Consider the following 24,300-nt stretch of genomic DNA (forward strand, 5'->3'; position numbering starts at 1 on the left):
CTCTGCCCTGCCGATGATTCGGCGACTCTCCAGTCCGGCGTGACACCGGACCCCGCTATTTACAGAAACTCGTGAACATCACCCAGACGGAAGCCACCGGCCGCCGTGTTGAGATTCACTCCACGGCCACCCCGATCCAGGGTGACGCTTTCCACCAGATGATTGATCAGCATCTGACCGGATTCGCTTGTGCCTCCGCGAACCACACCCGCTTCGGCACTGTAGAGGCCGGGCTCAACCGCCTGCCCCTGGTCGTCCAGTCCATCCCAGTGAAAACGGGCCAGGCCTTCGCTCTGGGGCCCCAGATGCAGGCGACGAACCCGTTCGCCGTTCTGATCCAGAATGTCCACGACGACATCATTGGCGCTGTTGTCGAGCTTGACCGCGCCCGACATGCCAATCTCGCTGTGCATGAAGCCCTGCCCGGCTTCCACCAGCACCGTGCTGCCCACCAGACCGGAAGCCTGCAGGGCCTGGCTGGACTGCATGGCCCCGGCCAGATCGAAGAAGCCGTCCTTGAGTTCATTGATCCCCGAAACCGTGCTGAACTGGGCCAGCTGCCCGAGGAATTCGCCGTTCTCCATGGGATCAAAGGGATCCTGGTTCTGGAACTGGGCAATCATCAGTTTCAGAAACTGTTCCTGCCCCAGTTCATTACTGCCGGTTCCGCTCCGGGCTTCACGATCGGTGCGCAGACCGAACTGCTCGAAGGGATTGCTGCCTGTCGATGGAATCATGACCGTTTACCTCTGGCTGGAGTCTGTTTACAGCCCATCACTGACCCATCTGCAACGTGCGCTGCATCATTTCACGGGTCGTGGAGATGACTTCGATGTTGTTCTGGTATGCCCGGGAGGCCGACAACATGTTCACCATCTCCTCCACGGCATTGACGTTGGAGCCATACACATAGCCGTCGGCATCCGCTTCCGGATGCTCCGGCTGATAGCGCACCTCCACCGGTGCCCCGCTGCGAACGATGTTATCGACCCCCACGCGCACCGATTCCGGGCGGTTCCAGTCGCTCATGACGGAACGGAAATGCGGGTGGCGGGCGCGATAGGCCGTCTCCGGGTCACCGGTGACACTGTCGGCATTGGCCAGGTTGCTGGCGGTGGTGTTCAGGCGCAGTGACTGGGCACTCATGCCTGAACCGGCAATATCAAAGACGTTGAACATGGCTGATTACCTCTGCTGTCCGGTGATGGCGCTCTTGAGCGAACTGATGCGGCTGCTGGTGAACTGCAGTGCGGCCTGGTAACGGAGCACGTTCTCGGCCCAGGCGCTCATTTCCAGGTCCGGATCCACGGTGTTGCCATCCAGTGAAGGCTGGTTCGGCACCCGGTATTGGGCCTCGCCCCCGGGCAGGTCGCCGCCGCCACCGAAATGACGCGCGTGGGTTGCCTGCATGCCGGGAGCCCCGGGGCCGGACTGTTCGGCCAGAGCAGCACGGAAATCGATATCCCGCGCCTTGTAACCAGGGGTGTCGGCATTGGCCAGGTTGGACGCCAGAATCTGGTGGCGACGCTGATACACCCGCAGGGCGTCCTGCTGCATCCCGATGGCCTTGTCGAATCCGATTGGCATGTCCCGCTCCTTTGTCGCTTTGCCCCGCCACACTGGGGCACGCCCTCCTTTCTGCAACCCGCATGCCATTTCTATTTTCACTTAAATTTCATAGATTTATGAAATAACGACCCGTAAGGGGCGGCATGCTTTTTCCGCTCTTGCCGCCTCGATTGCCGGCCCTTGCCGCCTGACAGCCGCCATCGCGCTCCAGAAACGCGGATCTGGCCGATCGGCGACGCACCGTGACTGGCACGGGAATTGCTGCATGAATCCGGCGAACCCCAGGAGGTGGAAAAAGTGACGAGTTGCCGACGCATTCAAGCGCTGACCCTGATCGCAGGCCTGATGGCCGGCGTACCGGCGTGGGCGGAATGGCAGCCGCACCAGGACATTGCCGCGGCAGCGGAAGCCTTCGTCACGGGGCAGATGAGCCGCAACGCCGAAGTGACCGCCGTTGCAGGCGGCATCGACAACCGCCTGCGCCTGCGTCGATGCGAGGGCGAACTAGAGGCCTGGCTGCCCACCGGTCGCCGCCTGGAAGGCAGCTCGACCACCATTGGTGTTCGTTGCCCCGGGCCGGTGCAATGGCGGGTTTTCGTTCCGGTGTCACTGCAGGTGATGTCGGCCGTTGTGGTGGCACAGGGGCCATTGCAGCGTGGCCAGGTCATCGGGCCGGAGGATATCGGCGTGGAGACCCGCAACACCGGCGCGCTGCGACGGGAATACTTCACCCGGCCGGAAGACCTCCTGGGGATGCGCCTGCGTCGACACGTGGCGCCGGGCTCGATACTTCAGGCGAATCACGTGGAAATTCAGCAGCTTGTCCGCCGCGGCCAGCGACTGATGCTGCTCGCTTCCAATGGCCGGGTGGAGATCAGCATGGCCGGGCGGGCCCTGCAGGACGGCGCCCGCGGGCAGCGAATCCGGGTGGAAAACCTGAGTTCGGGCAAGGAACTGGAAGGCATCGTGACCGGTGAGGGCACCGTCGAAATCCGTTTTTGATGCCGGCGGGCGGGTGCAGGCCCGGCCCACCGGCGCAGAAACACAGGGAATGTTTTACAATCAGGGCGTTGCAGCCTGCGGCATTTTTTCGGGAAAAGCGGAAAAACCCCTAAAGTTCTCCGCGCGGCCGCCGTTAACCGGAGCTGAAGAGAACACTCCGGGGGAGTAGAGGCAGACATGATTGACCGAGTGAACAACCTGATTCAGGGCCAGAACCAGCTCCAGAACGACCGTCGGAGCAACGGCCCGGAGTCGGCACGCCGCGGTGGCGAGCAGGCCCCGGCCGGGCGTCCCGAGGAAGACCGGGTCAGCCTGTCCGAGTCCAGCCTGCAGATGCAGGCGCTGGAGCAGCGGGTGGCCGATTCCAGCGGTGTTGACCAGCAACGCATTGCGGAACTGCGCGAGGCCATCGAACGCGGAGACTATGAGATCAGCGCGGAAGGCATTGCCGATGCCCTGATTCGCGAGAACCGCGAACTCTGATGGAGCCTGACGCCATGAGCGGGATCGAATCCACACTGCAGCAGATTCGTGATCGGGCCGCCGCCTTCGAGGCCCTGCTCGAGCGCGAGGGCGAAACCCTGGCCAAGCGCGATACCGAAGGCATGGAGTCCCTTGTGCGCGAAAAGCTGGATGGCGCCAATGCCATTGAGCAGCTGCACGCCCAGCTGCTGAGCGAAGTTTCCACCGCCGATGGTAAACAGGATCCGGCGCAGTCACTCGCTGCCGCCCTGGCAAGGAACCCCTCTGCCGACAGACTCTGGCAGGAGGCCGAGAACACCCTGAAGCGTGTGCGGGGGCTCAATCAGAAGAACGGGCATCAACTGATGCTACAACAGCGCCAGACCGACCAGGCACTGGCCATCATTCATGGTGGCGCGGATCATTCGGGCAACGCCACCTACGGGTCCGATGGCAAGCCCCGCAGCGACCGCGTCGGCCAGCGCCATGTGGAGGTCTGACCGGCCTTCCGCCTCCCCATTACCTTTCCCGCCTTGGTCCGTTTCACTCCGGCTTTTTCAGCCTGCCCGTACGCCAACACGCAAACCGCCAGCCGGCTTCAGTCAGGCAGGGTGAACCGTGCACTTGGGGCAGAGGCGTGTATGCACTATGATAGGCACAGGCATGAGTAAACTTTTAACATAAAATAATATGGCCGTGGCGAGAGACGATAAGGAAAACCCGGAATACGAGCCTCTGTCCGAGCGACAGACGGCCCGTATTCGCCAGTTGCTCATCCGCCTGCGTGATCAGCGCTCGCTGCTCAATGCCCGCTTTCAGGGGCGCCGGGAAAAATACGGCACCCTGCTCATCGACGCCGACCTGGAGAAAGGGGAACTGTTGTTCGATGAGCTCACACCAACGGATGGTGATCGCCTGGTGCGACTGCACGGCCGCTTCCAGGTCGTCGGGCATCTGGATGGGGCGGAAATTACCTTTCCGGTCAAAGTCATTCGCCGCGAAGTTCATGATGGCCTGGGCTGTTACCGCACGACCCTGCCAGACACCATCCGCTATCACCAGCGGCGCCGGGCGTTTCGGGTGGAAGTCCCTGCCCGTCCCCCAAGCCGGATCGTTCTGGCCACTCCTGAGGGTGCCTGGTTCGAAGGCCGCCTGGCCGATATTTCCATTACCGGCGCGGGCTTCCAGATCAATACCGACAAGGCCGATGAGTTGCCGGAAGGCACCCACTGCGAGTGTCATCTGGACCTGCCCAGCGGCACGGTGGAGACTCCCGCCGAAATCCGTTTCAACAAGCCCATCACGGACAGCAATCGCAGCCGCCTCGGCCTGCAGTTCACTCGCATTCAGCCCGCCGATCGGCGACGGATCGAAAAATTCGTGGTTCAGCTGCAACGGCGCATGCTCAAGCAACAGCGGTGAATGCCCCGCTCACGCCCCGATACGCACCGCTGACACGGCCCATGGGGTAAAATCCGGTGTCGGGACGGGACAAGGGCATGCCGCCTCTGGCATGCTGTCTGACGTCGGCAGCCACTGAAAACAGGATGGCGAAATGGCAGATCAGAGTGAAGCGACCAGGGAAGGCAATCAGGATCTTTACATCGCCCGGCAGCCCATCATGGACCGGGACAAGAAGGTCTTCGGATACGAGATCCTCTTCCGCGACAGCAAGCGCAATATTGCCTCGGTGTTCGACGGTGATCGGGCCACCTCTCAGGTCATTACCGACACCTTCCTCAACATCGGCCTTCAGAAACTGGTCGGGAACAAGTACGCCTTCTTCAACCTGACTCGCAACTTCCTGATCAATGATGCCGAATTTCCCCTGTCCAGTGCCAAGGTTGGCCTGGAGATCCTGGAATCGGTGGAAGTGGATGACAAACTGATCGAGTCGGTCGAACGCCTGGCCGAGCAGGGCTTCCGCATTGCCCTGGATGATTTCGAGCTCAATGAACAGACCGAGCAACTGCTGCCCCTGGCTCACATGGTCAAGATTGATGTGCTGGACAAGGATCAGGCCACGCTCGCCGCTCAGGTTCGCCAGGTGCGTCAGTACCCGGTACAGCTGGTGGCTGAACGGGTGGAGACCCCCGAGGCATTCGACCAGGCCGAGGCCCTCGGCTTCGATTTCTTCCAGGGTTATTTCCTGTGCAAACCGGAGCTGCTGGAACGCAAGCGCCTTCCGGACAACAAGCTCAGTATCCTGCGCCTGCTGGCCAAGCTGCAGGATCCCGACGTCAGCCCGAAGGAACTGGAGAACATCATCAAGAATGATGTCACCCTCTCCTACAAGCTGCTGCGCTGCGTCAACTCCGCCTATTACGGCCTGTCACTGGAAATCAAGTCGATACACCATGCCATCGTCTATCTGGGCATGCCGGCCGTGCGCAACTGGGTTCGCCTGCTGGTGCTGGCCGGCCTGCAGGATCGCCCGCCCGAGCTCATTCGCATTGCCCTGACCCGGGCCAAGATGTGCGAAATCCTGTCGAAACATGCCCCAAACCTTTCCGAGGAAACGGCCTTCACCGTGGGTCTCTTCTCGGTTCTCGACGCCCTGCTCAATGCCCCGCTGGAAGAAATCCTGAAGCAGGTTTCCCTGACCGAGGAAATCGACCGCGCCCTGCTGCACGGCAAGGGCGCGTACGGTGTCCTGCTGGGCTTCGTCAAGGACTATGAGCAGGGCAACTGGGAAAACATCGAAGACGGCCCTTACGCGACCGAAGCGGTTCAGGCCGCCTATGTGGCAGCCCTGGAAGCCGCCGAGAAAGAACAGCCCTGATGCCTCCCGCCCCGGCGCCTCAGGCGCCGGGGTTCCCCAGAACCACCGTCCGTCACCCCACCGAAACCGCCCGAACAGGTAGCGGTTGCTGACCGCCTTCTCCTCTGGCTAAATCTTTTATGTAAAGACGACAGGTGCCCTGGCGGGCACCCCGAGAAGTCAGCGAGGATCCGGAGCGAATCTCCGGTCAGGAGCAGAGGGAACCATGAGAAGAGCGACCATCTTCATTGCGCTGTTCGCCATTCTCCCATTCGCGGGTCAGGCCTGGGCGGCTTGCTCGGTCAGCGATTTCGGCGTCGACAACCTCGAAATCAGCATCGACCAGTGCCGTGGCCGCAACTGCCCGCGCCTGAACATCACCGGCACACTGGTCAATAACTGTGGTGCGGCCTCGGGGGCGCGAATCGAGATCGAAGCCCGCAACGGCAGTGGCCGCGTGGTGGACTCGGTTGACGGCTGGCCCGGGCGAACCAGCAACCTCAGCCCCGGCGAGCGCGTGGATTTCGACCTCTCGGGCATGATGAGCTTCGAGCGTTCCATGGAAGACTTCTCCGTCAGCATTGTCGAAGTCCGGGTCTGGTGAATTGATTCCCACCGCCTGCCACTCGTCAGCAATCTTCTGAGGGCTCCTTCGGGAGCCCTTTTCTCACGCCCGAAGACCGCAACGGGCTGCACCCCGAATTGGGAGGGAAACCGGCGGAGACCATCCGCTGGTCAAAGTACGCGTCGTTCCAAGGAAACCCACGAATCAAGGAGAAATTGATGAAAGCAATCGCCATCCCCTTCACGATCCTCGCTGCCCTGCTGCTTTCGACCACCAGCTGGGCTGCCTGCTCCTCGTCCGACTTTGACATCGAGGGCCTGGAAATCAGTGTGGACAACTGCTCTGGGCGAAACTGCCCGCGTCTGGTGATCCGTGGCGAGCTGGTGAACCATTGCAGCGCACCCGCTGGTGCCCGTGTCGAAATCGAAGCCCTGGATGACAGCGGCCGAAAGGTGGACAGCGTCGACGGCTGGCCCGCCCGCACTGCCAACATCGAGGCGGGTGGCCGCGCCGAATTCGATTTCACGGCCATGATGCGCTTTCGTCGCAACATGAGTGATTTTGCCGTTTCCATTGTGGAATCGCGGAATTGGTGAGGGACAAGTTGGGAGTGAGGCATGAGGCGACCAGGATCGTTGCCGGGCCCTGTCCTTGAGCTTATGCCGTCACGTTGACTTCTGGAAGCCCGCTTGCGGACGCAAGCGGGCTTTCTTATTGCCCGGAACCCCTGCGGATGAAAAAGCTTCATGGCGGTAAGACGGGGAGGCATCTGGGTCGGGTTGCCAGGGCGGCGCACAGGGAAGTGCGCCGTGCCACCTTCGACCATTAATAATGAGGTTCGAATCCCCTAGCTAAAACGACAGAGCCCGAACGGGGCAATCCCGTCCGGGCTCTGGCACAAAACTGGTGGGTCGTGAAGGATTCGAACCTTCGACCAGCGGATTAAAAGTCCGATGCTCTACCAACTGAGCTAACGACCCGTAAAGCCGGCCATTATAGAAGTTTTTTTCGGGCGAGAAAAGGCCAAGGCCGACATCCTCTACAGTTTTTTCCGCCCGACAGGGTCAGGCCTGATAAACGGTCGGGTCTTCAACACCGGCCTGCTCGAACCCCTGACGTCGGAAGCGGCAGGCATCGCAGCGCCCGCAGGCACGGCCTTCCTGATCAGCCTGATAGCAACTGACCGTCAGGCCGTAATCAACGCCCAGAGCCAGGCCACGGCGAATGATCTCGGCCTTGGGAAGATCAATCAGGGGAGTTCTGATCTCCGGCGCCCGCCCCTCCAGGCCCTGGCGGGTAGCCACCCGGGCCAAAGCCTGGAACCGCTCGATGAAGGCGGGACGGCAATCCGGGTAGCCACTGTAATCCACGGCATTGACGCCAATATAGATGGCGCGGGCGTCCATGATCTCCGCCCATCCCATGGCCACGGACAGAAAGACCGTGTTGCGAGCCGGCACATAGGTGACCGGGATACCTTCACCCGCCTCTTCCGGCACACGGAGGCTGGCATCGGTGAGGGCTGAACCTCCCAGGCTACCGATATCCAGACGCACCAGACGGTGACTGGCAGCACCCAGGGCGGCGGCCACTCGCTCCGAGGCCCTCAGCTCAGCATCGTGGCGCTGGCCGTACTGGAAACTCAGGGCATGCGCTTCGAAACCGTCCGCCCGGGCCTGGGCGAGCACGGTGGCGGAATCCAGTCCACCGGAGAGAAGGATGACGGCCTTTTCCTGCTTCATGAAATGCCTTCAATTCACGGCTAACGCCCGGGAACGTCGCCCCAGATGTACTTGTGGAGCTGAACCTGGAAACGGACCGGGAGACGGTCTTCCAGGACCCAGTCGGCAAGAGCCGAGGGCTGCATGCGCTGGTGCTCGGGAGAAAACAGCACCTCACATCGCTCATTCAGGGCTTCCCGCTGCAGCAGTTCACGGCTCCATTCGTAGTCCGCCCGGTCGCAGATGACGAACTTGATCTGATCCTGAGGGCGCAGCAGCGTCAGGTTCTCCCAGCGGTTGCGCTCCACCTCCCCGGAACCGGGTGTCTTGATGTCCATGACCCGTACAATGCGCTCATCCAGGACACTGATGTCCATGGCACCGCTGGTCTCCACCGAGACCTCATGACCGGCATCCGCCAGGGCATGAATCAGGCGATCGGCATTGAACTGGGCGAGCGGCTCGCCCCCGGTGACGGTAACGTGCCGGGCACCATAAGCGGCCACGGTGTCGCAGACCGCGCCCAGGGAAAGCCATTCCCCACCGTGAAAGGCGTATTCCGTGTCACAGTAGACGCAGCGCAAGGGACAACCCGTCAGGCGCACGAAAACCGTGGGCAGCCCCACGGTTCTCGATTCGCCCTGAAGGGAATGGAAGATCTCGGTAATACGGACGCGGTCGGCCCGATCCGTGCGTACCGAGTCCATTCTTTCCAGCGGTACTTCCGAGGCCATCAGCGCCCTTCGTCCGCCATGCGGTTAAGGCGATTGTTGGCCAGCCGCGCCGCCGAGCTGTCCGGATGCTCACTGCGCACGGCCTCGAGTTCGGCACGTGCCTCGTCCCAGCGCTGCAGCTCATAATAGGCAAACCCGAGCTTGAGGCGCGCATCCGCCACCTTGCCGGAACCGGGATGATCATCCAGTACCCGCTGGAACTCCGCCGCGGCCTGCTCGAAATCCCGGGTCACGTAGTGAACCTCACCAAGCCAGTAACGGGCATTGGCGGACAGCTCGCTATCATGGTGGCGATCGAGGAAGGCCTCGAAGGCTTCACCGGCCGCATCGTAACGTCCTTCACGCAACAGGCCGAAGGCCTCGTCATAGGCTTCCCGCGGTTCGCCATCCACCCGTCGCGGCATGGGATCATCCTCGAGGGAAACGTCCGGTACCACATCACCACCGGGCCCGCCCACCTCGAGTCGCCTCAGGCGGCGATCCACGTCGAGATAGATTTCGCGCTGGCGTTCGCGGACACCACCCAACTCGTACTGCAGGGTCTCGATCTCGCCGCGAAGACCCCGGATCTCGGACTGGACCTCATCCAGCTGGGCGGCCAGATCCACCAGACTGTCGCTTTCGACGAGACGCTCCACCTGTTCCAGGCGGGATTCAATCCGGTCCAGACGATCCACGGTCTCGTCGTCCCGGGTCTCGAAGGCGGCGCAGCCACCGAGCATCAGAGTGGAGGCAAGCCCAATGCCCGCCAATGCTTGAATACCTTGCAGTCGCAATGCCATATCGTCACCGAATGTAATCGAGTTCAACGCGACGGTTCCTGGCCCAGGCTTCCTCGTTGCTCTCGGCAACGGCCGGGCGCTCCTCGCCATAACTCACGGTACGGATCTGACCTTCGGACACGCCATTGAGCACGAGGACGCGCTTGACGGCCTGTGCCCGTCGATCACCCAGACCAATATTGTACTCCCGTGAGCCGCGCTCGTCCGTATGACCTTCCAGACGGACGGTCAGACGTGCGTTGTTGCGCAGATAGGTCGCGTGTTCACGCAGCATCTCACGGTATTCGGATTTGACGTCGTAACGGTCGAAATCGAAATAGACGATGCGATCGGCCAGCGGACTGTCCGGATCATCCAGCTCCCGGAATTCGGCCATTTCATCGTCTCGCAGGCCGTCAATTTCGGCCCATTCATCCCGATCCCGGCGTTCGGCCTCACGGGCCTCCCGTTCGGCGGCTTCCTCGTCCGGGACTTCCTGCGTGGTGCCACAGGCCGCCAGCAGAATGGCCATGACGAGTACGGCGAGCACTGAATATATCCTGTTCATGACGATCGTTCCCCTGTGTTGAATGGTGTCAAGGTACCCCCCCGACAGAAACGGTTCGACGATTCGGGCGCCGATCAGTTCATCGCTGAACGATCCACGGCATCAAGACGCGGTGACCAGGCCGGGTCGCGCACCGTATCGGTCTCCGTCTCCAGGGCCTGCCGGACTCGCCCGTCGGTGGAAACGGCGGCCAGCACGCCCCGGAAACCACGGCGCGCCGCATAGATGATCATGGCCCCGTTGGGGGCAAAACTGGGTGATTCGTCGTTGTTGCCCTCGCCCAGTACCCGCAGGCTGCGTCGCTCCAGGTCCTGCACGGCGATGCGGAAGCCACCCTGCTGTCCACGATGAATCATCGCCATGGAGCGTCCGTCGGCGGAGATGCTGGGGCGGGCATTGTAATTGCCGTCGAAAGTCATTCGGCGAACATCGCTACCGTCTATCCGGGCGGAATAGATCTGCGGTGCCCCGCCACGATCCGAGGTAAACGCAATCCGATCACCGTCCGGAAACCAGGTCGGTTCGGTATCGATGGCCCGGCTGCGCGTCACCCGCCGCAGCTCGCCGCTGTCGAGCTCCAGGATGTGAATATCCGGCCCGCCCTCGCCCGTGGTTAGGGTCATGGCCAGGTATCGACCATCCGGGGAGAAGGACGGCGCCCCGTTGATGCCGTCGCGGGCGGAGACAGAACGGCGCTCTCCCGTACGCACGTTCTGAATGAAAATCTCCGAACGCCGGTTCTCGAAGGAGACATAGGCCAGCTGTTCGGCATCCGGCGACCAGTTCGGCGACATGATCGGTTGCGGGGAACTGAGGATACGACGCGGGTCATGGCCGTCAGAATCGGCCACTATCAGGTGGAATCGTTCGCGTCCATTGCGGCGTTCGGCCTGCACATAGGCCAGACGTGTGTTGAAGGCACCCGGCTCGCCACTGAGGCGTTCATAAATCATGTCACTAATCTGATGGGCCGCACGCCGAATCCGGTCCGGGCGCGTCGGCACGCTGTAACCGAGCAGCTGTTCTCCCCGGTGTACGTCAAAGACACGAAAACGCAGTTCCAGTCGATCCCCGCGCTCACGCATTTCGCCGACCACCAGATTATCCGCGCCGGCCTCACGCCAGGCGGCAAAATCCGGGGTGCGATCCATGTGGGGTTGCTCCGGCAGTGCCCCCCTTTCCAGGGGGCGATAGCGTCCACTCCGCTCCAGGTTGGCGGCGATGATGGCCGCCACGTCTTCCGGAGCCTCCCCCGGCCCCTGCCAGATGAAGGGCGCCACCGCGACCGGTTCGGCGGCATCCACCCCGCTGGTGATGTCCACGCGCAGAACATCCGCTCGTGCCGGCAGCGCAAGCCCGATGAGCAGAATGAGCCAGAGTAATCGAATGACAGGCGACATCAGCGTGCATCTCCCCTGAAGGTAAACTGAATGGTCTGACGGAATATCTCTTCTTCCGGCGGCGGTGGCAGTGGCGAGGCCCGGTAGACGGCTGTTTCGATGGAGCGCACCACCGAGGCCGGGGCATTGCAGTCACGAACCCGCACGTCAACCACCTCGCCACCGGGAATCTGCCGGGCAACCACCACACAGGAAAGATCATCGGGCACATCGGACGGACGAATCCAGTGGCGCTCCACATGGGCGCGAATTTCCTGGGCATAACGGGCCTCCAGGGAGGCGAGCCGGCGCTGGCGTTCGGCTTCGGCCCGCTGCCTCGCCTCTTCTTCGGCGGCGCGCTGCATGGCCTCCTCGGCCTCACGCTGCCGGCGTTCCTCCTCGGCCCGGCGCTGGCGCTCGGCTTCTTCCTGACGCCGCCGTTCGGCCTCTTCCTCGGCCCGACGGCGTTCTTCCTCCTCCGCCCGGCGACGGGCCTCTTCGGCTTCGCGGCGGCGCTGTTCCTCGGCCTCCTGGCGGCGACGTTCTTCTTCGGCGCGCTGACGCGCCTGTTCCGCCTGGCGGCGGCGCTCGGCCTCTTCGGCTTCCCGCTGGCGCTGGGCCTCGGCGGCCTGTCGGGCCTGCTCCTGCTCACGGGCCCGACGCTCGGCCTCCTGCCGCGCCTGGCGGGCTGCCGCTTCCCGCTGACGCTCCCGCTCGGCGAGGGTCTCCCGGGCCGCATCAAGCTCGGCCGCATCCACGGCCCGGGCCTGAATAACCTCTCCGGGCTCGTCGTCCACCGCGACCTCCAGGGGCCGATCCCGCTCCAGGGAAATCAGCAGGGGTACCGCCACCAACAGGTGCAGCACCAGCGACCAGGCGACGGGGCCGCGCCAGACCCGCTTCGCCTCCACGTCCATCAGCCACCTCCCCCGTCACTTCGACGTTGCGGCGGCTCGGTAATCAGGCCAACACCGGGGGCACCGGCGCTGCGCAGCATGGTCATGGCCTCCATGACGCTGCCGTAATCCACATTGCGGTCACCCCGCACGAAGACGGGGCTGTCCGGACGCTCGCCCAGGGCATCAGCGACCCGTTCCATGAGCTCGTCCGCACTGACCTCCCGGTCATCTTCCTGCCCGATGCTCAGATGAAAACGTCCATCCCGATCCACGGTCACCGTGATGGGCCGGCTCTCCTGGAGTTGATCCGGGTCGATGGGGTCGGCATCCAGCGATGGCAGATCCACGTCCACCCCCTGGATCAGCAGCGGTGCGGTCACCATGAAGATGATCAGCAGCACCAGCATGACATCAATGTAGGGCACCACATTGATCTCACCCATCATCCGGCGTTTCTTGCGCTTGCCTGTGGCCATATCGTTATCCGTCACTCGGCATGGGCATTGCGCTCGAGGATGCTGCAGAACTCCTCGACGAAGGTATCAAAGCGGGTTTCCAGCCGTTCCACCTTGTCGGCGAACCGGTTGTAGCCAATCACCGCGGGAATGGCCGCGGCAAGGCCCATGGCCGTGGCGATGAGGGCTTCGGCGATTCCCGGTGCCACCATGGACAGAGTGGCCTGCTGCACGGCTCCCAGCGCCCGGAAACTGTTCATGATGCCCCAGACCGTGCCGAACAGGCCGATGTAGGGGCTGGTGGAGCCTACCGTGGCCAGAAAGGCCAGATTGCCCTCCAGGCGATCAATCTCGCGCATGTGCACGATGCGCATGCTGCGGCGGGCACTTTCCACCGCGTCCGTGGCGGACTGGCCGGGACGACGGCGCCCCTCGGCAAACTCGGCGAAACCGGCCTCGAAGATCGCCTCCATGCCTTCCATGCCTTCCGGCTGCTCAGTGAGATCCCGATACAGCTCGCTCAGGTCCCCACCGGCCCAAAAGGCCTGTTCGAAACGACTGGCGGCCTCCTCGGCATCGCCCAGCATGCGGTGCTTGCGGATCATGACCGCCCAGGAAGCCACCGAGGCCAGCAACAGAATCAGCATGACCAGTTGCACCAGCAGACTGGCCTCGGCAATCAGGGCGATGACAGACATCTCACCGTTGTTCATTGAAACAGAATCCTTTGCATTTCCTCGGGAATGGGACGGGGACGGAAGGTTTCGGCATCGAGGCAGGCGACGCGAATCAGTCCATCGGTGAGATGCCGGTCATCGGCCGGGCGATAGACGGTCTGTTCGAAGCTCATGCGGGATCGGCCCTTGTCCGTCACCCTGGCGGTAACATGCAGCAGATCATTGAAGCGCGCCGGCGCCCGATAACGGATCTCCGCGGACGCCACGGCAAACAGCACACCCTGTTCGCGGATCAGAACATCCTGCTCGAATCCCCGGCTGCGCAACCATTCGGTTCGAGCGCGTTCCATGAACTTCAGGTAGTTGGCGTAGAAGACGACACCGCCCACATCGGTGTCCTCGTAATAGACCCGAACGGGCCACTCGAATGTATCAGTCAATGGCTTTCCCCCATTGGCTTGGCGGTTTCCCTCAGGCGACGCTGGAATGAGACAGCAAACCGCCGTGCGGATTCCCCATTGGAACAAAATCCGCGAAAAAAGCGAGGCCATTTTCCATAAAGCAGACAGGCACTTGGCGAATCAATCCTCGTCGGCGAAAAGATCTTCGCCAGGGCGGTGGCCGGGCGGCTGCAACCCGAAATGCAGCCAGGCGGAAGAGGTGGCCATGCGGCCCCGGGCCGTGCGTTTCATGAAGCCCTGCTGGATCAGGAATGGCTCAATGACGTCCTCGATGGTTCCCCGCTCCTCACCGATGGCGGCTGCCAGGCTGTCCACTCCCACCGGGCCTCCATCGAACTTCTCGATGATGGAGAGCATCAGCTTGCGATCCATGAGGTCAAAGCCGTTGGGATCGACCTTGAGCATGTCCATGGCTTTCTTCGCCACCGTCTCGGTAACGCGTCCATCCGCCCTCACCTCGGCATAGTCACGCACGCGGCGCAGCAGCCGATTGGCAATCCTCGGAGTGCCCCTTGAACGCCGCGCAATCTGATTCGCACCAGCGTCATCCACTGGCAGATTGAGAATGTCGGCCGAGCGCCGGACGATAAAGCTCAGATCCTGCTCATTGTAGAACTCCAGGCGCTGGACAATGCCGAAGCGCGCACGCAGGGGCGAGGTCAACAGGCCGGCCCGGGTCGTGGCGCCCACCAGCGTGAACGGTGGCAAATCCAGTTTGATGGAGCGAGCCGCCGGGCCCTCCCCGATGACGATATCCAGCTGAAAATCCTCCATGGCCGGATACAGCACCTCTTCCACCACCGGGCTGAGGCGGTGAATCTCGTCCACGAAGAGCACGTCACCCGGCTCGAGGTTGGTGAGAATGGCCGCCAGGTCACCCGGCCGTTCCAGTACCGGTCCGGAAGTCTGGCGCAGGTTGGCGCCCATCTCTTCTGCAATGATATTGGCGAGCGTGGTCTTGCCGAGGCCCGGTGGTCCGAAGATCAGGGTATGGTCGAGGGCATCACCACGTTTGCGCGCGGCCTCGATGAAGATTTCCATCTGTTCGCGAACCGCCGGCTGCCCGCGATAGTCGCTCAGTGTCCGTGGCCGGATGGCGCGATCGAAACGGTCGTCCTCACCCCGGTTCTCCGGACTGATCAATCGATCCTGTTCACTCATGAACGGGCCTCCGGTGCTACTGGCGTGCGGCCCCTCTCAAGGCCTGACGAATGATCTCTTCACTGTTGAGCTCACGATGATCCACGGCGGCCACCATGCGCGAGGCTTCCCTGGGCTTGTAGCCCAGCGCCACCAGTGCATCGAATGCCTCATCAGCCGGCTGTGCCGGCGTGCTTGCCTGCTGGCTGCCGGGGTGTTCCGCGGATGCGTCAACCGCCCCTTCCAGGCGATCCCGCATTTCCACCACCAACCGCTCCGCCGTTTTCTTGCCGATGCCGGGCAGCCTGGTCAGGCGCGTGGTGTCCCCTTCCCGGACGCAAACGGCAAACTCGGATGCGGATATCCCCGACAGGACGCCAAGGGCCATCTTCGCCCCCACACCACTGACCTTGATGAGATTCCTGAACAGCTTGCGCTCGGAATGGGTAAGAAAACCGAAAAGAATATGGGCATCGTCACGAACCACCAGGTGCGTGAGCAACTCCACTTCACTGCCCGTCTCGGGCAGATTGTAGAACGTGGACATGGGGGCTTCGACTTCATAACCGACACCCCCCACGTCGATCAGCAATTGCGGCGGCTGCTTCACGGCAAGACGCCCACGCAGAAATCCGATCATGCACGTCTCCCTCGACGACTTCGGGTTACCACGGTTCGCTGGGCCATGGCGATGGGTGAGGCACGGGTATGGGCATGGCAGATGGCCACGGCGAGGGCATCCGCCTGATCCGCCTGCAGAGTCTCGCGCAGGCTGAGCAACAGACCCACCATGTGCTGAACCTGTTCCTTGGCTGCCCGGCCGCTACCCACCACAGCCTGCTTGATCTCCGTGGGTGAATACTCCGACACCGGCAGTGCCGACCGCAGAGCGCCACAGATGGCGGCACCCCGTGCCTGGCCCAGCTTGATGGCCGAATCCGCATTCTGGGCCACGAATACCCGTTCAACGGCCACTTCGGCCGGTGCCAGACGATCCACCACATCGCTGATACCGTCGAAGATCAGCCGCAGACGATCCGTGAAAGCGCCGTTACCCGCGGCAATGCGGCCACTTTCCAGATGCCGGAGGCGACTGCCGAGGGCTTCGATGACAGCGTAACCGGTATTCACCGAACCCGGGTCGATACCCAGGATGCGACAGGGTTCGCCGCCAGCGGCCACTCAGCTGGCCTCGTCTTCCCGGAACAGTTCTTCCGGAAAATCGGCATTTGAATACACGGTCTGAACATCGTCCAGATCCTCAAGACGATCCAGCAGCTTGAGAACCTTCTCGCCTTCTTCCAGGGACAAGGGGATGGAAGTGGACGGCCGCATGGTCACTTCCGATTCGGCCGGCTCCAGGCCTTGGGAAACCATGGTTTCCCTGACCGCTTCATAATCTTCCGGCGTCGTCACCAGCTCGATGCTGCCATCTTCATTGTTGACGATGTCCTCGGCACCGGCTTCCAGGGCCGCTTCCATGACCTTGTCCTCGCCGGTCCCGGCGGGATAGCTCAGCACACCCTGCTTGGAAAAGAGATAGGCCACGGAACCGTCTTCCCCCAGATTCCCGCCATGCTTGGAAAAGGCATGACGCACTTCCGAGACGGTGCGATTACGGTTATCGGTCATGCAGTCCACCATCACGGCCACACCACCGGGCGCATAGCCCTCGTAGCGGATCTCGATCAACTCGTCGCCGCCATCCTCACCCGTACCCTTGGCAATGGCCTTCTCGATCTTGTCTTTGGGCATGTTGGCGGACAGTGCCTTGTCAATGGCCAGGCGCAGGCGGGGGTTGGCCGCCGGATCACCGCCCTCTCGTGCGGCAACGGTGATTTCCCGGATGAGACGGGTGAAGATCTTGGCCCGCTTGGCATCCTGTGCGCCCTTGCGGTGCTTGATGTTGGACCATTTGCTGTGACCTGCCATGAAAACTCCGGAAGTCGATCAGAAATTCAGACGCAGACCGGCGTGAAGGCCGGACTCCAGGGTAACGGCACCACCGCCGAAATCAGGACGCACCCGACGATAACCGATATAGATGTTGGCCTGGCGAAGTACCTGGTACTCGCCACGGATGGCCCACTGGGTATAGCGCTCCAGGTCACCACCGGAGACGATGGAGGGGGCATGGTAAAGCTCACCACCAATACCGAGGCGATTCATGGTGGGGATGGTGTAGCGGAAATAACCACCCACCCCGAGGGCCACGCCGTCCAGCGGCCCGGTGGGGTCGACGAACATGAGGCGGCCGCCGATACCCACGTCCAGATTGGGGCCGCCCGGATTGGCGTCATCCACCATGTGCAGCCCCACACTCACCACGTCACCATTATCCTGTTCGTGCAGCCAGTTGAATTCCGTCTGCAGCATGCCGCCTCGGCCCGTACGGGCGAACTTGAACTCGGCCGCATCATCACTCAGATTCAATCCCACGGTCAGGGCCCGAGCCTCGGGCACGGTCAGACTCAGACCGAAAGATGCAAACACGATGGCAATCAGTAACTTGGGCATTCCCGCACTCTCCTTATTCGGCGGTTTCATCATCAGGGGCGTATGATAACGGTTTTGGGCCCTGAGAGCATCGTGGAGTCTCGGAACCGAATCATGAGCCGTAGACCAGACCCTTTACCCACCCCGGCAGCCGGCAGCACCCGGCCGGCCGATTCCCCCGTTCTGGAGCAGGCGTGGAAGCTGTTGGCGGCCAGTGATGCCGACTCCGATCGTTCACGCGGCATCGCGGACATTCTCGGCGAACTGGATCTGGATCCGGAGCTGGAAGTCGCCGGAATTCTCTTTCCCGCGGTCGAATCGGGCAAGCTCTCGCTCGCCACCGTGGGCGAGGCCTTCTCCGAGACCGTTGTCACGCTGGTGGACGACATGACACGCATGCCGGGCTTTTCCGATCTCGGCCACGGGGAACAGGAGGAAGGCCTGTCCGAAAGCCAGGCCGAGGCCCTGCGCCAGATGCTGCTGGCCATGGCCCGGGACATCCGGGTGGTGGTGCTTCGCCTGGCCGACCAACTCCATGTCATGCGCCATCTACGCAAGGCGCCGGACGCCGAGCGCCGGCGTGCCGCCCTGGCCACCCGCGAACTCTACGCACCGCTGGCCAACCGCCTCGGTATCTGGCAGCTGAAGTGGGAGCTGGAAGACCTCAGCCTTCGCTTTCTGGATCCGGACAGCTATCACCAGATCGCGCGACAACTGCGTGAAACCCGCGCGGAACGCGAGCGCTACATCGCAAGCGTGGTCGACCGTATTCGCGAGGAAATGAGCAAGGCCGGCATCGAGGCGGAAGTACAGGGGCGACCCAAGCATATCTACAGCATCTGGAAGAAAATGCGGCGCAAGGGAATCTCCTTCGAGGATCTCTTCGATGTCCGTGCGGTACGCATTCTCGTGAACACCGTACCCGAATGCTATGCCGCCCTCGGGGTCGTGCACGGCCTGTGGCGTCACATCGCCCACGAGTTCGATGACTACATCGCCAACCCCAAGGAAAATGACTACCGTTCCCTGCATACGGCCGTCTTCGGCCCGGAAGACCGGCCTCTGGAAATCCAGATCCGGACCTGGGACATGCATCGGCACTCGGAACTCGGTGTGGCCGCACACTGGCGCTACAAGGAAGGCGGCGGCCGCAGCGACCCCGCGCTGGAGCAGCGCATCGCCTGGTTGCGACAGCTGCTGGAACCCGCCGAGGGCGGCGAGCGTTCCGAGGATCTGCTGGATCGTTTCCGCTCGGAGGCCTTCGAGGACCGCATCTACGCCCTCACCCCACACGGCGACATCATCGACCTGCCGGCCCACGCCACCCCGGTGGATTTTGCCTACCATGTCCACACCCAGGTCGGACACCGCTGCCGCGGAGCCAAGGTCAACGGGCGCATCGTTCCACTGGATCATCAACTGAGCAATGGCGACAGGGTCGAGATACTCACAGGCAAGAACGAACGCCCAAGTCGCGACTGGCTCGCGCCCCGTCTGGGCTACACCGTCAGCAACCGGGCCCGCAGCAAGATTCGCCTCTGGTTCCGTCAGCAGAACCAGGAGGACAGTCGCGAACAGGGAGCGCAGGTCCTCGAGCGTGAGATCCGCCGCCTGGGAATGGACAGGGCAGATCGGGAACGGCTGGTCCAGGACTTCAAGTACCAGTCACTGGATGAGCTGCTCATGGCCATCGGCCGGGGCGATCTCACCGGTGATCAGGTCAGCCGCCGGCTCAGTCGCCAGCTGGAACCCGCCGATCTGACCGTCGATCAGGTTCGCACCCGGGCCAGCCGGGCGGCCCAGGGGGGCGTCCGTGTCCTGGGTGTCGGTGAACTCGCCACCACCATGTCTCGATGCTGCCACCCGGTTCCCGGTGATCCCATTATCGGATTCATCACCCGGGGGCGAGGCGTGAGCATCCATCGCCGTGATTGCCGCAATCTGCTCAACCTGGCCGAAGACCAGAATGAACGCCTGATCGATGTCAGCTGGGACAGCGGATCCGACAAGGGCTACGCGGCCGGAATCACTGTCACCGCCTGGGATCGCCATGGCCTGCTTCGAGACATTACCACGCTGCTTGGCAATGAAGGCGTGAACATCACTGATGTGCGAACCCAGACCAATCCTCGTGAGAATCAGGCCAATGTACGGCTCACGGTGGAACTCAAGCACGTGGATCAGCTCAGTCAGGTGCTACAGAAACTCAATCAGCTCAGTAATGTCATTGATGCCAGACGTGAGGTGAACAGTTGAGTGACATTCAGAAGCTTCTCATTGCCGTCGGGGCCATATTGATCGCCATCGGGTTTCTCTGGCCCCTGATCGATCGGTTCGGACTGGGCCGCCTGCCGGGCGACATTGTCATCGAGCGCGAGAACCTTCACCTGTATTTCCCCTTGACCACCATGATTCTGATCAGCATCGTGATCAGCGTGCTGATCTGGCTGTTCCGACGCTGAAACCCTTTACCATGACAACACAAGGAATGAACATGAGCGAACACAGTACGCGGGATCGGTTCCTGCGAACGGTGCTCCCACTGACCCCCATTGCACTTGCCTTGTTCGTGATCTGGCTGCTCCCGCGCATCGCAGAGCCACCCACGCTGGTCGATGTCCGTGCCACTCCGGATCCGATCGTGGCCCATTCTCCAGAGGAACTCCAGACCCTGTTCGCGGCCCGGGATTTTCACTGGCCGCCCGAACAGACGATCCCACCCGTGTCTGTACAGCGGTTTCCGGACGGACTGGAAGACCTGCGGGTGGATGAGAGAAAGTCCCTCTTCTTCAGGACGTTACTGCCACTGGTTCTGCTCGAGAATGAGCGCATCCTGGCCAAACGTGACGTCATCCTGTCCATCCACCAGCGCCTGAGCGATGACCCGGCTGCGGAACTCGACAGCCGCGAGGAAGCACTGCTGGATCACGTCTGGGAACGCTACCGCATGGAGGGTGATTTTCGAGACGGAGCCAATCGGGAGCGGCTGTTGCGACGGCTGGATGTCATTCCACCCTCTCTTGCGCTGGCACAGGCCGCCAATGAAAGTGGCTGGGGGACTTCTCGCTTCACCCGGGAAGCGAACAACCTGTTCGGCGAATGGACGTGGGATGAAAACGTCGGCCTGTTACCCCGACAGCGCAGGGAAGGGGCGACTCATTTCGTCCGCGTCTTCCCGGACCTGCACAGCTCGGTACGCTCCTATGTGCACAACCTCAATATCGGTCACGCCTACACCCTGTTCCGGCAGATGCGCGCGGAAATTCGACAGGAAGGGCGCACCCCGGACGGTCTCACCCTGGCCGCCGGTCTGGAACGCTATTCAGAGCGGGGCCAGGACTACATCCGCGAAGTTCGTGCCATGATCCGTCAGAACGAACTGCAGGATCTGCCCGAAGAGCTGCGTCTTTCCAGTGACCAGTAAGCACCACCAGGCACTTCAGAGACGCCCCTTCACCCACTGGAAGCTGAACCAGTGAAAACCGCCCCCCTGGGCCGGAGCCGTGCAATTGTAGCGGCTTCGGCCCTCCGCCAGCGGCCCATCGGCACGCACCGAGAGAATCCGCGGTGATTCCGACACCCACGCCAGCTCCACGCCCCGGCCCGAGGCAAAACAGTTGATACGGTCCAGGGCGATTTCCGTCTCGGCAAACTCCAGCTTCAGTTCCGGCGGATTCTCCTGATCAATGGCCGTGGGATCCTTCGGAGAAACACGAACAATCGGAAACGGACGGGTATTCACGCGAAGGCGGAAATCATCCGGGTCGGCATAATTTTCTGCCATGGCAAAACGCGGCAGGGCAAGCCGATCCGAATGGTGCCCAACTGGGCCCGAGTGCTGACCAAAGGCCACATAGCCCATTTCTTCCACCAGGGATTGCAGGGCGCTGTCGTATTCGCCATAAGGATAGGCATGCAGGCGAGGGGAATCCGGAACATGATCACCCACCTCTTCCTGCAGGCGGCGCTCGGCTTTCTCGATATCCGCACGAACCCGCCGGCGCCAGTCATGCTCGTTCTCACCCTCCCGGCGAGTCACCAGATAGTCATGCGTGGCGGAGTGATTGGCAAAGCTGACGCGACTGTTCTCAGCCATCTCACGCATCTGATCCCAGCTCATGTAGCTGCCACCACTGTCGGCGCCATCCGTATTAACAAACACCAGGTAAGGCCAGTCCCGCTCCTTGAGCAAAGGATAGGCTTCTTCATAAATGGAGCGGTAGGCATCATCAATGGTGATGGCTACGGTGCGTGAAGGAAAGGTCTTCCCTTCCAGGAGGTACTCGACAACCCGTTCCACCGGCCAGACATTGAAATCATTGTCGTCCAGATACTCCAGATGAAAACGAAACTGTTCCATTCGCACGCTGGTGGACGGAAAGCGATCCTCGCCAAAACGGTGATACATCAACACCACGGCCCCGTCCTCCCCGGCCGCCGCCGGCGCCCTGCGTTCCGAGCGCTCATTGCCCGAGGCATTCGACGCCTGCTGCACTTGCTCACCATTGCCGTTACCGGCCTCACACCCCGGCATGAACAGCAGCAACGAAACGAACAGACTGATAATGACAACACGGGCATTGACGAACATCACAGCTCCTCTCAAGGGCGACATTGGCCTCTAGTCTAGTCAAAAACAATGCGCCACCCAATACAACGTGGCGGACAAGCAGACCTCTTAACGTCGGAGCCCCGGTAACCTTGGCCCGGGCGAAACCACAAAGCGATCGGCTGCCCCACAACATTAAAGAGGGTCTTGGTGGCCCTGACCAGAACCGTGGGAAACAGGGATGTTTCCGGGAATCTCTGAGGTCTGCTTGCGCACCCGCAGTTGATGCTGAGAGCCGCTGATTCAAGGCGCAGCGCGCCGCACAGTAGCCTCTGTGCTACGGGCCAGCGCTGCAACGCCGAAGCAGCGGCTCTCAGCATCAACCCTTCGGGCCAACGCGATTTTGCCTCTCGACATCGTCGCTCCTCACTTATGTAGCACAGAGGCTACACCGCGTTCGTCGCGCCTCGCGAGACACAAAATCGCGTTGGCTGCGGGCGCGCAAACAGGCCTCAGAGATTCCAAAGCCTACCGGGACGTATTCACGGCGTGTTCTGGTCAGGGCCACCAAGACCCGCCACGGCACCAAACCCCACCCAACCCACGGCACCACACAAAAAAAGGGGCGCACAAGGCGCCCCTTTCTTCTACACGATGCCCGCTGGATCAGCGATTGACGCCGTGCAGAGCCTTCTTGTCCACGGCCAGGGCGGCTTCGTGGATCACCTCACCCAGGGCCGGGTGGGCATGAATGGTCAGCTGGATGTCTTCCGCACTGGCACGGAACTCCATGGCAACCACGGCCTCGGCGATCAACTCCGACGCCATCGGACCCACGATGTGCACACCCAGAATCTCGTCGCTTTCCTTGTGAGCCAGCATCTTCACCATGCCACTGGCCTGATTCATGGCCTGAGCTCGACCGTTGGCGCCGAAGCCAAAGGTACCCACCTTGTAGGGCACCTTCTCCTCCTTGAGCTGCTCTTCGGTCTTGCCGACCCAGGCCAGCTCGGGTGCGGTGTAGATGATTGAGGGAATGGTGTCGTGATTCATTTCCGCCGTCTTGCCGGCAATCAGATCGGCGACCACCACGCCCTCTTCGGAGGCCTTGTGTGCCAGCATCGGGCCGGGGGCGCAGTCACCCACCGCCCAGACATTCTTCTGATCGGTACGGTTCTGCTTGTCGATCTTGATGAAACCACGATCATCGGTCTTCACCTGACAACCGTCACCGAACAACCCATCGGTATAAGGGCGACGACCGACGCTGATCAGCAGCTTGTCGAAGGTAGCTTCATGCTTGCCGTCCTTGTCTTCATAGACAACCTTCACATCTTTCTTGCCGGCCTTTGCATCCACCAGCTTGGCGCCCAGCTTGATATCCAGACCCTGCTTCTTGAACTGACGCTGGGCATCCTTGGCAATCTGCTGATCAGCCATGAACAGGAACTTGTCCTGGGCCTCGATCATGGTGACTTCGGAACCCAGGCGGCTCCAGACACTGCCAAGCTCCAGACCGATGACACCCGCACCAATCACACCGAAGCGCTTGGGCACCTCATCAAACTCGAGGGCATCCCAGGAATCCACGATGCGCTCCCCGTCGAACTTCGCGAAGGGCAGTTCCACCGGGGTGGAACCGGTGGCCAGGATCACGTGCTTGGCCTCCAGGGTTTCCTTCTTGCCACCATCCAGCGGCGTGACCTCCACCTTGTTGCCCTTGAGCAGTTTGCCCGTACCGGCGATGCCTTCCACCTTGTTGGCCTTGAACAACTGGGCAATGCCACCCGTGAACTGCTTCACGATACCGGCTTTGCGATCCAGCATGGCCTTGAGATCCAGCTCGGGCTTGCTCACCTTGATACCGTGCTGGTCAAATTCGTGACCGGCCCGATGGTACAGTTCCGAGGACTCCAGGACCGCCTTGGACGGAATACAGCCCGCATTCAGACAGGTGCCACCGAAGGCATGCTTGTCATCCCGGTTCGTCCAATTATCCACACAGGCGGTCTTGAGACCGTTCTGTGCTGCGCGAATGGCGGCCACATAACCACCGGGACCACCGCCGATGACTACCACGTCGAAAGACTTGCTCATGGGT

Annotated in this window: 29 protein-coding genes and 1 tRNA gene; 10 read left to right on the forward strand and 20 right to left on the reverse strand. The window is 61.9% G+C overall.

Features of this window, described 5'->3' with window-relative positions:
• Nucleotides 1-59 precede the first annotated feature (59 nt).
• The 3 genes from RBH19_RS01230 to flgB are packed head-to-tail and all read right to left on the reverse strand — an operon-like array spanning nucleotide 60 to nucleotide 1,587.
• A complete protein-coding gene (locus RBH19_RS01230; RefSeq protein ID WP_306726978.1) occupies nucleotides 60-737 on the reverse strand; it encodes a flagellar hook assembly protein FlgD in 678 nt (225 codons plus the stop codon).
• Nucleotides 738-774: 37 nt separating this feature from the next.
• Nucleotides 775-1,179 carry a flagellar basal body rod protein FlgC gene (gene flgC, locus RBH19_RS01235; protein ID WP_306726979.1) on the reverse strand — a complete coding sequence of 135 codons (405 nt, stop codon included), beginning with the start codon at nucleotides 1,177-1,179 and terminating at the stop codon, nucleotides 775-777.
• Nucleotides 1,180-1,185: 6 nt separating this feature from the next.
• On the reverse strand, nucleotides 1,186-1,587 hold the full coding sequence (gene flgB / locus RBH19_RS01240) for a flagellar basal body rod protein FlgB (protein ID WP_306726980.1): 402 nt from the start codon (nucleotides 1,585-1,587) through the stop codon (nucleotides 1,186-1,188).
• Nucleotides 1,588-1,866: 279 nt separating this feature from the next.
• Between flgB and flgA the strand changes: the two genes are divergently transcribed.
• From flgA to RBH19_RS01275, 7 genes are all read left to right on the forward strand, one after another.
• Nucleotides 1,867-2,571: a flagellar basal body P-ring formation chaperone FlgA gene (flgA, locus tag RBH19_RS01245; protein ID WP_306726981.1), complete on the forward strand. Its 705-nt coding sequence runs from the start codon at nucleotides 1,867-1,869 to the stop codon at nucleotides 2,569-2,571.
• Between the two features lie 177 nt (nucleotides 2,572-2,748).
• Nucleotides 2,749-3,054 (forward strand): flagellar biosynthesis anti-sigma factor FlgM, encoded by a 306-nt coding sequence (gene flgM / locus RBH19_RS01250; RefSeq protein WP_306726982.1) that lies wholly within the window; start codon nucleotides 2,749-2,751, stop codon nucleotides 3,052-3,054.
• Nucleotides 3,055-3,068: 14 nt separating this feature from the next.
• Nucleotides 3,069-3,533 carry a flagellar protein FlgN gene (locus tag RBH19_RS01255; protein WP_306726983.1) on the forward strand — a complete coding sequence of 155 codons (465 nt, stop codon included), beginning with the start codon at nucleotides 3,069-3,071 and terminating at the stop codon, nucleotides 3,531-3,533.
• Between the two features lie 196 nt (nucleotides 3,534-3,729).
• Complete coding sequence (locus RBH19_RS01260) at nucleotides 3,730-4,455, forward strand: flagellar brake protein (RefSeq protein WP_306726984.1); 726 nt, start codon at nucleotides 3,730-3,732, stop codon at nucleotides 4,453-4,455.
• A 133-nt stretch (nucleotides 4,456-4,588) separates the two neighbouring features.
• On the forward strand, nucleotides 4,589-5,815 hold the full coding sequence (locus RBH19_RS01265; RefSeq protein ID WP_306726985.1) for an EAL and HDOD domain-containing protein: 1,227 nt from the start codon (nucleotides 4,589-4,591) through the stop codon (nucleotides 5,813-5,815).
• A gap of 205 nt (nucleotides 5,816-6,020) precedes the next feature.
• Nucleotides 6,021-6,398: a hypothetical protein gene (locus tag RBH19_RS01270; protein ID WP_306726986.1), complete on the forward strand. Its 378-nt coding sequence runs from the start codon at nucleotides 6,021-6,023 to the stop codon at nucleotides 6,396-6,398.
• A 179-nt stretch (nucleotides 6,399-6,577) separates the two neighbouring features.
• Nucleotides 6,578-6,955: a hypothetical protein gene (locus tag RBH19_RS01275; RefSeq protein WP_306726987.1), complete on the forward strand. Its 378-nt coding sequence runs from the start codon at nucleotides 6,578-6,580 to the stop codon at nucleotides 6,953-6,955.
• 308 nt (nucleotides 6,956-7,263) lie between these two features.
• On the opposite strand, the gene RBH19_RS01280 is transcribed toward RBH19_RS01275, so the two are convergent.
• From RBH19_RS01280 to RBH19_RS01350, 15 genes are all read right to left on the reverse strand, one after another.
• Nucleotides 7,264-7,339: transfer RNA gene (locus tag RBH19_RS01280), tRNA-Lys, on the reverse strand.
• Nucleotides 7,340-7,423: 84 nt separating this feature from the next.
• The gene (queC, locus tag RBH19_RS01285) at nucleotides 7,424-8,101 is read right to left on the reverse strand and encodes a 7-cyano-7-deazaguanine synthase QueC (protein WP_306726988.1); all 678 of its coding nucleotides are present in this window, start codon (nucleotides 8,099-8,101) and stop codon (nucleotides 7,424-7,426) included.
• Between the two features lie 20 nt (nucleotides 8,102-8,121).
• Nucleotides 8,122-8,817: a 7-carboxy-7-deazaguanine synthase QueE gene (queE, locus tag RBH19_RS01290; protein WP_445353956.1), complete on the reverse strand. Its 696-nt coding sequence runs from the start codon at nucleotides 8,815-8,817 to the stop codon at nucleotides 8,122-8,124.
• Entirely contained in the window at nucleotides 8,814-9,623 is an 810-nt protein-coding gene (ybgF, locus tag RBH19_RS01295) for a tol-pal system protein YbgF (protein ID WP_306726990.1), read from the reverse strand. The genes queE and ybgF overlap by 4 nt, the downstream gene beginning before the upstream one ends.
• Nucleotides 9,601-10,143: a peptidoglycan-associated lipoprotein Pal gene (gene pal, locus RBH19_RS01300; protein WP_306726991.1), complete on the reverse strand. Its 543-nt coding sequence runs from the start codon at nucleotides 10,141-10,143 to the stop codon at nucleotides 9,601-9,603. Before pal ends, ybgF begins: the two co-directional genes overlap by 23 nt.
• Before the next feature lie 74 nt (nucleotides 10,144-10,217).
• On the reverse strand, nucleotides 10,218-11,543 hold the full coding sequence (gene tolB, locus RBH19_RS01305) for a Tol-Pal system beta propeller repeat protein TolB (RefSeq protein WP_306726992.1): 1,326 nt from the start codon (nucleotides 11,541-11,543) through the stop codon (nucleotides 10,218-10,220).
• Entirely contained in the window at nucleotides 11,543-12,439 is an 897-nt protein-coding gene (gene tolA, locus RBH19_RS01310) for a cell envelope integrity protein TolA (protein ID WP_306726993.1), read from the reverse strand. The genes tolB and tolA overlap by 1 nt, the downstream gene beginning before the upstream one ends.
• Entirely contained in the window at nucleotides 12,439-12,897 is a 459-nt protein-coding gene (gene tolR / locus RBH19_RS01315; protein ID WP_306726994.1) for a protein TolR, read from the reverse strand. Before tolR ends, tolA begins: the two co-directional genes overlap by 1 nt.
• A gap of 11 nt (nucleotides 12,898-12,908) precedes the next feature.
• Nucleotides 12,909-13,589 (reverse strand): protein TolQ, encoded by a 681-nt coding sequence (gene tolQ, locus RBH19_RS01320; RefSeq protein WP_306726995.1) that lies wholly within the window; start codon nucleotides 13,587-13,589, stop codon nucleotides 12,909-12,911.
• Complete coding sequence (gene ybgC / locus RBH19_RS01325; RefSeq protein WP_306726996.1) at nucleotides 13,586-13,993, reverse strand: tol-pal system-associated acyl-CoA thioesterase; 408 nt, start codon at nucleotides 13,991-13,993, stop codon at nucleotides 13,586-13,588. Before ybgC ends, tolQ begins: the two co-directional genes overlap by 4 nt.
• Nucleotides 13,994-14,134: 141 nt before the next feature.
• The gene (gene ruvB / locus RBH19_RS01330; RefSeq protein WP_306726997.1) at nucleotides 14,135-15,175 is read right to left on the reverse strand and encodes a Holliday junction branch migration DNA helicase RuvB; all 1,041 of its coding nucleotides are present in this window, start codon (nucleotides 15,173-15,175) and stop codon (nucleotides 14,135-14,137) included.
• A gap of 16 nt (nucleotides 15,176-15,191) precedes the next feature.
• A complete protein-coding gene (gene ruvA, locus RBH19_RS01335; RefSeq protein WP_306726998.1) occupies nucleotides 15,192-15,794 on the reverse strand; it encodes a Holliday junction branch migration protein RuvA in 603 nt (200 codons plus the stop codon).
• Nucleotides 15,791-16,336, reverse strand: a complete 546-nt coding sequence (gene ruvC, locus RBH19_RS01340) for a crossover junction endodeoxyribonuclease RuvC (protein WP_306726999.1) — start codon at nucleotides 16,334-16,336, stop codon at nucleotides 15,791-15,793. The genes ruvA and ruvC overlap by 4 nt, the downstream gene beginning before the upstream one ends.
• On the reverse strand, nucleotides 16,337-17,086 hold the full coding sequence (locus tag RBH19_RS01345) for a YebC/PmpR family DNA-binding transcriptional regulator (protein WP_306727000.1): 750 nt from the start codon (nucleotides 17,084-17,086) through the stop codon (nucleotides 16,337-16,339). It abuts the gene before it with no gap.
• 18 nt (nucleotides 17,087-17,104) lie between these two features.
• Complete coding sequence (locus RBH19_RS01350) at nucleotides 17,105-17,671, reverse strand: YfaZ family outer membrane protein (protein WP_306727001.1); 567 nt, start codon at nucleotides 17,669-17,671, stop codon at nucleotides 17,105-17,107.
• A 93-nt stretch (nucleotides 17,672-17,764) separates the two neighbouring features.
• On the opposite strand from RBH19_RS01350, the gene relA reads away from it, so the two are divergent.
• The 3 genes from relA to RBH19_RS01365 are packed head-to-tail and all read left to right on the forward strand — an operon-like array spanning nucleotide 17,765 to nucleotide 21,074.
• Entirely contained in the window at nucleotides 17,765-19,906 is a 2,142-nt protein-coding gene (gene relA / locus RBH19_RS01355) for a GTP diphosphokinase (RefSeq protein ID WP_306727002.1), read from the forward strand.
• Nucleotides 19,903-20,112, forward strand: a complete 210-nt coding sequence (locus RBH19_RS01360) for a DUF2905 domain-containing protein (protein ID WP_306727003.1) — start codon at nucleotides 19,903-19,905, stop codon at nucleotides 20,110-20,112. The genes relA and RBH19_RS01360 overlap by 4 nt, the downstream gene beginning before the upstream one ends.
• A 32-nt stretch (nucleotides 20,113-20,144) precedes the next feature.
• Entirely contained in the window at nucleotides 20,145-21,074 is a 930-nt protein-coding gene (locus tag RBH19_RS01365) for a glucosaminidase domain-containing protein (RefSeq protein ID WP_306727004.1), read from the forward strand.
• A gap of 15 nt (nucleotides 21,075-21,089) precedes the next feature.
• Here the strand turns inward: RBH19_RS01365 and RBH19_RS01370 are convergent, their stop codons facing one another.
• Together RBH19_RS01370 and lpdA are read right to left on the reverse strand one after the other, a co-directional pair.
• On the reverse strand, nucleotides 21,090-22,241 hold the full coding sequence (locus RBH19_RS01370; protein WP_306727005.1) for a polysaccharide deacetylase family protein: 1,152 nt from the start codon (nucleotides 22,239-22,241) through the stop codon (nucleotides 21,090-21,092).
• A gap of 624 nt (nucleotides 22,242-22,865) precedes the next feature.
• A complete protein-coding gene (lpdA, locus tag RBH19_RS01375; RefSeq protein WP_306727006.1) occupies nucleotides 22,866-24,296 on the reverse strand; it encodes a dihydrolipoyl dehydrogenase in 1,431 nt (476 codons plus the stop codon).
• Between the last annotated feature and the right edge of the window lie 4 nt (nucleotides 24,297-24,300).

The organism is Natronospira bacteriovora (assembly GCF_030848495.1).
Taxonomy (GTDB): domain Bacteria; phylum Pseudomonadota; class Gammaproteobacteria; order Natronospirales; family Natronospiraceae; genus Natronospira; species Natronospira bacteriovora.